The sequence below is a fragment of the uncultured Corynebacterium sp. genome, assembly GCF_937999985.1.
Lineage (GTDB): Bacteria > Actinomycetota > Actinomycetes > Mycobacteriales > Mycobacteriaceae > Corynebacterium.
Map to the genome: position 1 here is coordinate 1 of NZ_CALLDG010000142.1, position 8,415 is coordinate 8,415.

Annotated in this window: 7 protein-coding genes and 1 pseudogene; 3 read left to right on the plus strand and 5 right to left on the minus strand. The window is 62.8% G+C overall.

From position 1 onward, the window contains the following. Window positions 1–562 (minus strand): annotated as a pseudogene (locus Q0331_RS06675) (HNH endonuclease); the annotation flags it as partial. A gap of 159 nt (window positions 563–721) precedes the next feature. Here Q0331_RS06675 and Q0331_RS06680 point away from each other — a divergent pair. After that, complete coding sequence (locus Q0331_RS06680; RefSeq protein WP_298075644.1) at window positions 722–1,357, plus strand: DUF5808 domain-containing protein; 636 nt, start codon at window positions 722–724, stop codon at window positions 1,355–1,357. Here the strand turns inward: Q0331_RS06680 and Q0331_RS06685 are convergent. Genes Q0331_RS06685 through Q0331_RS06695 form a run of 3 tightly spaced genes read right to left on the minus strand, consistent with a single transcriptional unit; the run spans window position 1,349 to window position 4,613 of the window. Further along, entirely contained in the window at window positions 1,349–2,188 is an 840-nt protein-coding gene (locus Q0331_RS06685) for an SDR family oxidoreductase (protein ID WP_298075645.1), read from the minus strand. The genes Q0331_RS06680 and Q0331_RS06685 overlap by 9 nt on opposite strands. 18 nt (window positions 2,189–2,206) lie before the next feature. Continuing rightward, the gene (mtr, locus tag Q0331_RS06690; protein ID WP_298075646.1) at window positions 2,207–3,577 is read right to left on the minus strand and encodes a mycothione reductase; all 1,371 of its coding nucleotides are present in this window, start codon (window positions 3,575–3,577) and stop codon (window positions 2,207–2,209) included. After that, window positions 3,570–4,613 carry an alpha/beta hydrolase gene (locus tag Q0331_RS06695; protein ID WP_298075647.1) on the minus strand — a complete coding sequence of 348 codons (1,044 nt, stop codon included), beginning with the start codon at window positions 4,611–4,613 and terminating at the stop codon, window positions 3,570–3,572. Before Q0331_RS06695 ends, mtr begins: the two co-directional genes overlap by 8 nt. Before the next feature lie 117 nt (window positions 4,614–4,730). On the opposite strand from Q0331_RS06695, the gene mqo reads away from it, so the two are divergent. Then, complete coding sequence (gene mqo / locus Q0331_RS06700) at window positions 4,731–6,203, plus strand: malate dehydrogenase (quinone) (protein ID WP_298075648.1); 1,473 nt, start codon at window positions 4,731–4,733, stop codon at window positions 6,201–6,203. On the opposite strand, the gene Q0331_RS06705 is transcribed toward mqo, so the two are convergent. Further along, window positions 6,200–7,516, minus strand: coding sequence for a protein adenylyltransferase SelO family protein (locus tag Q0331_RS06705; RefSeq protein ID WP_298075649.1), 1,317 nt, complete (start codon window positions 7,514–7,516; stop codon window positions 6,200–6,202). The two genes, mqo and Q0331_RS06705, sit on opposite strands and share 4 nt — an antisense overlap. A 34-nt stretch (window positions 7,517–7,550) precedes the next feature. On the opposite strand from Q0331_RS06705, the gene cobA reads away from it, so the two are divergent. Then, window positions 7,551–8,282, plus strand: coding sequence for a uroporphyrinogen-III C-methyltransferase (gene cobA, locus Q0331_RS06710; RefSeq protein WP_298075650.1), 732 nt, complete (start codon window positions 7,551–7,553; stop codon window positions 8,280–8,282). Window positions 8,283–8,415: the final 133 nt, after the last annotated feature.

Here is an 8,415-nt window from a genome sequence, read left to right on the forward strand (position 1 = left end):
GCCCCTCTAGCTTAGGTAGCGTCAAGAAGAAAACAGTGGTGGTATCGGGCCGATCGTCGATGTCCAGGTGCGCGGAAGAAATCGTATCCGTATCCTTCGGCTCCTCCGGCAGCGCTTGTGGATCGTGCTTGCGAATCACATTCTCGATGCGGCTGCGGATGGTTGCTCTGGCCAGCATGGCTTGGTTCGGGATGGTCGGGGAGATCGCTTTAAAAATTTTTTCCTCGAAGATTTCGGGGACGTCTGCTTTCACGGGACTGAGGCAGTCGGCCATGCAACGCAGCAGGTCAAGCGAGTAAGCGCCGGTGCGGGCCAGCTCGAGGATGCTAGGGAAGCGACGGAACATATGGCCGATCTCCACTAGTGTCAGCGCGCGGTATTCAGTTAGCCCCAGGCGCACGGCCAGGCGGGTGGATACGTCGATGACGCACTCGTTCATCTCGGGTGTGCAGGCCACGGCGAGGTTCACGTGTCCGCGGTTAACTTCGCACGCGGCTACGCTTAGTGGATCGTTCGGGTCGGTGATGCGCCAGCAGGGTGTGGTGGTGGAATGCTCGAACATGGTCTTTCCCCTTATTGCCTGTTCGGAGGTGCTTTTTGTGGTGTAGCCAAAAAAATTTTCCAGCTTGTGCGTGCAGTATATAAACCGCCCCGGACAACCCCCTTACGCAGAATTAGAATTAATCGAACGCCAAGCTCCAAAAATTTTTGAGGAACAACGATGAGTACAGCAAACCGCACATGGGCGCTCACTGGGGCAGCGCTGGCGCTGCTTGGCCTGACGGCCGGGTACGTGGCCGTGCGCTGGAAGGACATTCCGGAGCGTTTCGCGACCCACTTCGGTACTCGCTTCGAGCCGGACAGCTGGAGTGACAAGTCCGTTGCGTCGGTGTTTTTCCCGACGATATTCGGCGCGGTATTGGTGCTGTTTTTCGTGCTGATAGCAGCGGGGATACTTCGTTGGAAGCCCTCGCATGGTTACACGGCGATGTGGCTGGCCGTGATGAACCTTACGCTGGCGATCATGTTCGCCAGCCTGCAGGTCGTGACCGTACTGCACACGGACTGGGTAGCTCCAGCCACGGTCGGTTCGCTGGTGCTGGTGCTGGGGGCTAGCCTCGCCATGGTCGTGGCGCTGGCGAGGAAGCAGAACAACACCACCAGCCCGAGCACGAGCAGCGACGAGCACTACAAGTGGGGCATGTTCTACTACAACCCGGAGGATCCGGCCGTGATGGTAGACAAGCGCTTCGGGGTCGGCGTGGACTTCAACTACGCCCACTGGCAGGGCAAGGCGTTCCTCGCTTTTATTGCGCTCGTGTTGCTCGCCTCTATCTCGTTGCCCTTCTTACTTTGACGCCCATCGGAACCCAGCGTTAAGCGCCTTCATCACTCCCTTGTAGGCCCAGGGGGCGTTTACCTGCGCCCACCGGGCTACAGGGATGTCCCCGCTGGTGTTGATGAGGTACTTGCCCTTGTCCACGCCCTTCAAAATTTTTTGCGCCGCCTTGGCGGGGCTTACGGCGTGGCCCTGGAACAGCGAGGTTGCCTTCTGGATGCGCTTCTTGGAACGATCCACGCCGTGGATGTCGATGGTGCGAACCAGGGGAGTGTCCACCGCGCCCGGGGCGACGGCGTGCACATCCACGCCGTAGGGAGCCAGGTCGAAGCGCAGCACCTCGCACATGCCCAGCACGCCACCCTTGGACGCGGAGTAGGCCGCGTGCCACGGCAGGCCGATGATGCCCGCGGCGGAGGAAACGAAAACCAGCTTCCGGCGGTCGCGGCGGCGCCGACGCACCGGCTGATCCTCCATCATCTTCGGCGCGAAGGCCTCCACCATGTGCACGGATCCCATCAGATTCACGTCGATCACCCGCTGCCATTTCTCGTGCGGCATCTGGCGCACGTCACCCCAGATGGCGATGCCGGCGACGTGGTGCACCTGGTCCGGGGCGCCGTGAGTTGCGACCACGTCGTCCGCCCAGGCTTTCACCGCTTCCACGTCGGTCACGTCTACAGTGCGCTGGTCGGCAACTGTGCCCCCGCGGGAGGTGATGGCGCTGGCAGTAGTGGCCAGGCCTTCCTCGTCGCGGTCGCTGATGGCCACCGCATAGCCGCGTTCAGCTAGTTGCAGTGCCACCTCCCGGCCGATACCTGAGGCTGCTCCGGTGACTACTGCAAACATGGCGAGAAAGCTCCTTTGTTAGTTTTCGAGATCTAACCCAAGTAGGGCGTTCTCGACCAATTCTGTCAGAGCGGGGTGGGGCCAATACTGCTTTTCGGCGAAATCGCGGGCATTAATTCCGAAGGTCATGGCGGTGACGAAGCACTGGATTAACGAGCTGGCCTCCGGGCCGATGATGTGCGCCCCGAGGATCTCGCCAGTGCTCCGGTCTGCGATGACCTTGCAGAATCCAGTTGTATCTTCCATCGCCCAGCCATAGGCCACGTCGCCGTACTTTTGGATCTTGACGGTGATGGGGCGGCCGGTCTCGCGCGCCTCCTGTTCGGTCAGGCCCACCACGCCGATCTGCGGGTGCGTGAACACGCCGCTGGGGACCACATCGTGGTTGAACTTCCGCAGATCATCGGGGTGAGCCAGGTTATGCGCCACCACCCGTGCCTCGGCGTTGGCGACGTGCTTGAGCTCGAAGTCGTTGCACGCATCGCCCAGCGCCCACACGCCGTCGGCGCTGGTGCGGCCGTATTCGTCGACTTTGATTAGGCCGTCTTCTCGGGTTTTGACGCCACCCGTTTCGCAATCTAACGTGTCCGAATTGTTGACGCGCCCCATCGCAACGAGGACCTCCTCACCCGTGACGGTAGTTCCGTCATCAAGGGTGAGGGTGATTTGGCCATCGTCGGTTTCTTCGGCGGCGGTGATAGTACGCCCCAGGTGGTTTGTCCACTGCTGCTTGGCTTGGGTGGTGAAGGCATCGGAGATGTCGGCGTCCAACTTCCGCAACAGCTTCTCCGAGCGATTGATGAGCGTAACCTGCGTGCCGAGGCCAGAGAACATGGCGGCGAACTCCACGGCGACGATGCCACCGCCGACGACGATGAGGGACTTCGGCAGCTCATCCAGACGCATTATGTCCTCGTTGGTGCGGTACCGCACGTTGGCGAGGGCGGGGTGGATGCGCGGGCGACCGCCGGTGGCCAGCACGATGTTGGCGCCGGTGATGGTGGGGCCGTCGCCGATCTGCAGGGTGCGGGGGCCGACGAAACGCGCGGTGCCTTCAAACAGTGTGATGTTCGAGGTTTCGTCGCCCGCGCGGTAGGCGGCGCCGCTCTCGCTGATGGGATCGATGCGGTCGGCGAAGACGCGGCGCTGAATGTCCTGCCAGTCGACGTGCTGGAGCTCGCCGGTCAGGCTCAGGCGGGAGGCCTCGGAGAAGCTGCGGGCGACGTCGGCGGTGTGGACGAACATCTTGGTCGGGATGCAGCCCACGTTGATGCAGGTTCCGCCGAAGGTACCCTTTTCCACGATGGCGATTCTTTGGTGCTCGTTGGCGGGGCTGGGCAGGGAGTTGCCGGATCCGGTGCCGACGATGATGAGGTCAAAATCAGGCACGGTGAACCTTCCTTTCGTTGAAGACGTCGCTAAGCCATTCGTCGGTGGCGGCGAAGGCCTTAGAGCGAACCTTGGGGCGGGAGAGGAACACGTCGTGCAACGCGCCCTCGATGACGATGGTGGTGGACAGGGAAGAAGCGTTGGAGGCCTGCTGCCACATCTGGCTCGGCATGAGGATGAGGTCGGCGTTGTAGGACTCGCGGGATAGCTTCTTGGAGAAGTGATGGGTGTGGCTGGTCAGCAGCAGCGTGGGCACGCCCGTGTCGCCCTTGCCGGAGTGGAGGCGGCGGATTTCCCGAGCCACGCCCAGGAGCCACTGCAGATACTTCGGGCGGGGCTCGAGCGGCTTGAGGCTCAGGTTATAGTTCCATTCGCCTGCCTCGGTGACGTGCAGGGATCGGCCGTAAGTCGGGTTGATACCACCGGGAAGCAGCATGTTGGGCTTCAGTTTGTGGACGATCGGCAACACTCGATTGATGACGAAGCGAACGGCCGGGTTGAACTGCAGGCCAAACCACGGCGAGTTCAAAACGATGGCGGCGATGGAACTGTGGAGGGGGGAACCGGCGTCAAAAAGGCGATGAGCCCACATCGTAACGTCCAACCCACCGGTTGAGTGCCCAACAGGAACGACCGCGGTGTGGGTGGCGGCGAGGAGGGACGTGGCCGTGGAGAGATCCACGTCGTAGAGCGACTGATCGCTGACGTGGTGCCAGGTCTGCCCCTCGCGCCAGGAGCGACCGCACTTGCGCAGGTCCAGACCGTAGACGGCAAAGCCGGAGTCATGAAAATGGCGGGCTACATGGTCCTGAAAGAAATAGTCCGTCATTCCATGGACAAAAAGCATGGCGGGGCGAGAGAAAAAGGAATCGTCGGGCGTATCCGGACAGTAACGCACCAGGGTGCAACGAATGGGGGACTCGCCATCCGGGTCGTCGCCCAGCTCGAGAAAGCATTGGCCGAAGCCTTCGCCCAGCTCATCGGGCGAAAACTTGAGATCGGCGGCGGAGGTAGGGAGTGCGGGGCTATTAGGCATGTACTCATGCTAGCGCCACGAACAGGCAAAGAACATTGAAACATTGGCCTATAGGCGTAGAGTAAATATGACACAATAATGGTCTGACTTTTTCGCCTTTGAAGGAATGAATAGATAGTGGCACATAAAGATTCTGTGGACGTTGCACTAATTGGTGCGGGTGTAATCTCCACCACCCTGTCCGTCATGCTGAAGCAGCTGCAGCCGGACTGGAGCCAGGTGATCATCGAGCGTCTGGACACCCCTGGTGCGGAATCCTCCGACCCGTGGAACAACGCTGGTACCGGCCACTCCGCGCTGTGCGAGCTGAACTACACCCCCGAGGTCAACGGCAAGATCGACATCTCCAAGGCCGTCGGTGTGAACGAGAAGTTCCAGGTCTCCCGCCAGTTCTGGAGCTACCTGGTCGAGCAGAACGTGCTGGGCGACCCGTCCGAGTTCATCAACAAGGTCCCGCACGTCTCCTTCGCACAGGGTATGGACCAGGTGGATTACCTGAAGGCCCGCTACGAGGCGCTGAAGGACCACCCGCTGTTCCCGAACATGCAGTACAGCGACTCCGACGAAAAGTTCGCCGAGTTCCTGCCGCTGATGGCCCGTGGCCGTGACTTCAACAACCCGGTTGCGATCTCCTGGTTCGACGAGGGCACCGACATCAACTACGGTGCGCTGACCCGCCAGTACCTGGACGCCGTCACCGCTCAGGGCGTCGAGGTTCGCTTCGGCAACGAGGTCAAGAACATTAACCGCGACGGTTCTAAGTGGAAGATCACCACCAAGAACCTGCACACCGGCGACACCTCCCTGATCACCGCGAACTTCGTCTTCGTCGGCGCCGGCGGTATGGCTCTGCCGCTGCTGCAGAAGTCCGGCATCCCGGAGATCAAGGGTTACGGCGGCTTCCCCGTATCTGGCCAGTGGCTGCGCTGCACCAATCCGGAGCTGGTGGAGCAGCACCGGGCCAAGGTTTACGGCAAGGCTTCCGTCGGCGCTCCGCCGATGTCCGTTCCGCACCTGGACACCCGCGTGATCGACGGCAAGAAGGGCCTGCTGTTCGGTCCGTACGCTGGCTGGACCCCGAAGTTCCTGAAGAAGGGCAGCTACCTGGACCTGTTCAAGTCCCTGCGCGTGGGCAACATTCCGTCCTACCTGGGCGTGGGTGTGCAGGAGATGGGTCTGACCAAGTACCTGATCGAGGAGGTGCTGAAGGACCAGGCAGCCCGCGTGGAATCCCTGCGCGAGTACATGCCGGAGGCACGTGCCGAGGATTGGGAGCTGGTCACCGCCGGCCAGCGCGTGCAGGTCATCAAGCCGATCGGCGCGCCGAAGTTCGGCTCCCTGGAGTTCGGCACCGCGCTGATCAACTCCAACGACGGCACCATCGCCGGCCTGATGGGTGCTTCCCCGGGTGCTTCCATCGCTCCGTCCGCAATGCTGGAGGTGCTGGAGCGCTGCTTCGGCAACCGCATCGCCGATTGGGCACCGAAGCTGCGTGAGATGATTCCTTCCTACGGCACACGCCTGTCCAAGGATGCCAACCTGTTCAACGAGCAGTGGGATCGCTCCCAGAAGACCCTGAAGCTGGTCTAAGTACCGCAGTAGGTCGTGAACTCGGCTTCCTCGCGCGGCACCGCCGCATGGAGGCCGAGTTTTTCGTATTTGTCGTCCCATTCGAAGGGTCTACGTAGCGCCTCGAGTGCCAGTAGGTAGCGGCTGAGGTCACCAGCCTCGGCTTGCTCGAGCGCGACCTGCATGCCGTGGTTGCGCGGTAGGTAGATGGGGTTGCGCGGGTGGGGGTCCTGCGCTGTCCAGCGCTCGGTCCACTCGGCGGCACCCGGGGTGCCCTCGAGGCCCTGGGGGATCTCGCCCGGGTTCAGGTTGGCCAGGAGAGCACTGTAGTCGGGAGCCGCCACTTGCAGTAGGTCAAGCAACTGTTCGGCGCAGTCCGGGGCTCCCAGCGCGGCGGCCATCTGTTCGTCCCACGCCGCGGCGTACTGCGGCTGGAAGCGGTGCAAGCGCTCAGTAAATTTTTTGACGCCCTCATCCACCAGCGGCACGAGTGCCTCAGCCAGGCGCGCGAGGTTCCACATCATGACGGCGGGCTGTTGGGCGTAAGCGTAGCGGCCAAGGGTGTCGATGGAGCTGTACACCGTGTTGGTGGCGAAGTAATCCATGAAGGCGCACGGGCCGAAGTCGATGGTCTCCCCGGAAATTGCGATGTTGTCGGTGTTCAGCACCCCGTGGATAAAGCCGAAACGCATCCAGTAGGCGACGAGCGCGGCTTGGCGGGAGACGGTGGCGTCAAAAAGATCGAGCGGTGAGGTGCCTTCCGGGAAGTGGCGGGCGAGGGTGTAGTCAACGAGGCGTTCGGTGACCTGTGGGCCCATGAGCGCGGCGTATTGGAAGGTGCCGATGCGGATGTGTGAGCTGGCGACGCGCACCCCGACCGCGCCCGGGTGGAAGCGATTGCGCCGCACAGTATGGCCGGTGGAGAGGACAGCCAGCGAGCGGGCGGTGGGGACGCCCAGGGCGTGGAGGGACTCGGCGAAGGCATACTCCTTAAGAGCGGCATCGAGGGGATAGTGGCCATCGCCCCCGCGGGAAAAGGGGGTGCGGCCGGTGCCCTTGGCGTGGATGTCCCACCCGTCTTCGCGGAGCAGGAGCGCGCGGCCGTCGCCCATGCGCGGGTTGAACTGGCCGAACTGGTGGCCGGCGTAGCCGAGTGCATGGCCACCGTTCTGGCCGGTGAGGAAGGCAATGCCCTCGGGGCTGCGGAGCCACTGCGGATCCAGACCCAGCTCGGTGGCGAGGGGCTCGTTGAGCACGAGGATCTGCGGGTCGGGGAAGGCCTCCCCGGTGCAAGGGAGGGCGAGTTCCGGGAATTGCTCGGCGAACGTATTCATGGTGTTGCCCATTGTAGGGGTAGGCTGAATTCCCATGAGTGAGACAGGGAAAGTGGTGCTGATCGGCGGCGGGCCTGGGGCATGGGACTTGATTACGGTGCGCGGAATGCGCGCGCTACAGGCAGCCGACGTGATCCTGACCGATCACCTGGGCCCCACCAGCGAGCTGGACAAGCTGTGCGACGTGGAGGCCAAGGAAGTAATCGACGTGGCGAAGCTACCGTACTCCCGGCAGGTCAGCCAGGAAAAGACCAACGAGCTGCTGGTGGAGCACGCACGGGCCGGCAAGACCGTCGCCCGGCTTAAGGGCGGGGACCCGTTCGTGTTCGGGCGCGGCTTCGAGGAAGTGCAGGCGTGCGCTGCGGCGGGTGTGGCCTGCGAGGTTATCCCAGGTGTGACCAGTGCCGTGAGCGTGCCCGCGGCCATCGGCGTGCCCGTGACCCAGCGGGGAGTGGTGCATGCCTTCACCGTGGTCTCCGGCCACGTCTCGCCGGATAACCCGAGCAGCCTGGTGGACTGGCACGCACTGGCGGCCTCGGGGGCCACGCTGTGCGTGATCATGGGCGTGCGGAACGTGGCCGCGATTGCCGCGGAGCTGCAGGCCGGGGGACTGGCGGCCGACACCCCGGCGGCCGTGATCCAGGAGGGCACCACCGACCAGCAGCGGGGATTCCGCTGCACCCTGGGTACGCTGGCCGAAACTTTCGAAGCTAACGAGGTTGGCTCGCCGGCGGTGTATGTGATCGGCGAGGTTGCTGGCCTCTAGATGTACTGACCGGAGACGTTGGTCAATCGTGAGAAAGGCGGCTGGTTCCCGTAAGCCGTGTGAGGCCAGTGCTGCGTTGGCGTGGAGCAAGAGCGTCCCCTTGGAATAGACGGAGGGGGCCGATAACTCGACC

What these genes read in the sequence shown, in the direction of transcription:
- Q0331_RS06680 (WP_298075644.1), top strand. Translation starts at nt 722, where the DNA reads ATGAGTACAGCAAACCGCACATGGGCGCTCACTGGGGCAGCGCTGGCG.
- Q0331_RS06685 (WP_298075645.1), bottom strand. Translation starts at nt 2,188, where the DNA reads ATGTTTGCAGTAGTCACCGGAGCAGCCTCAGGTATCGGCCGGGAGGTG.
- Q0331_RS06695 (WP_298075647.1), bottom strand. Translation starts at nt 4,613, where the DNA reads ATGCCTAATAGCCCCGCACTCCCTACCTCCGCCGCCGATCTCAAGTTT.
- Q0331_RS06705 (WP_298075649.1), bottom strand. Translation starts at nt 7,516, where the DNA reads ATGAATACGTTCGCCGAGCAATTCCCGGAACTCGCCCTCCCTTGCACC.
- cobA (WP_298075650.1), top strand. Translation starts at nt 7,551, where the DNA reads ATGAGTGAGACAGGGAAAGTGGTGCTGATCGGCGGCGGGCCTGGGGCA.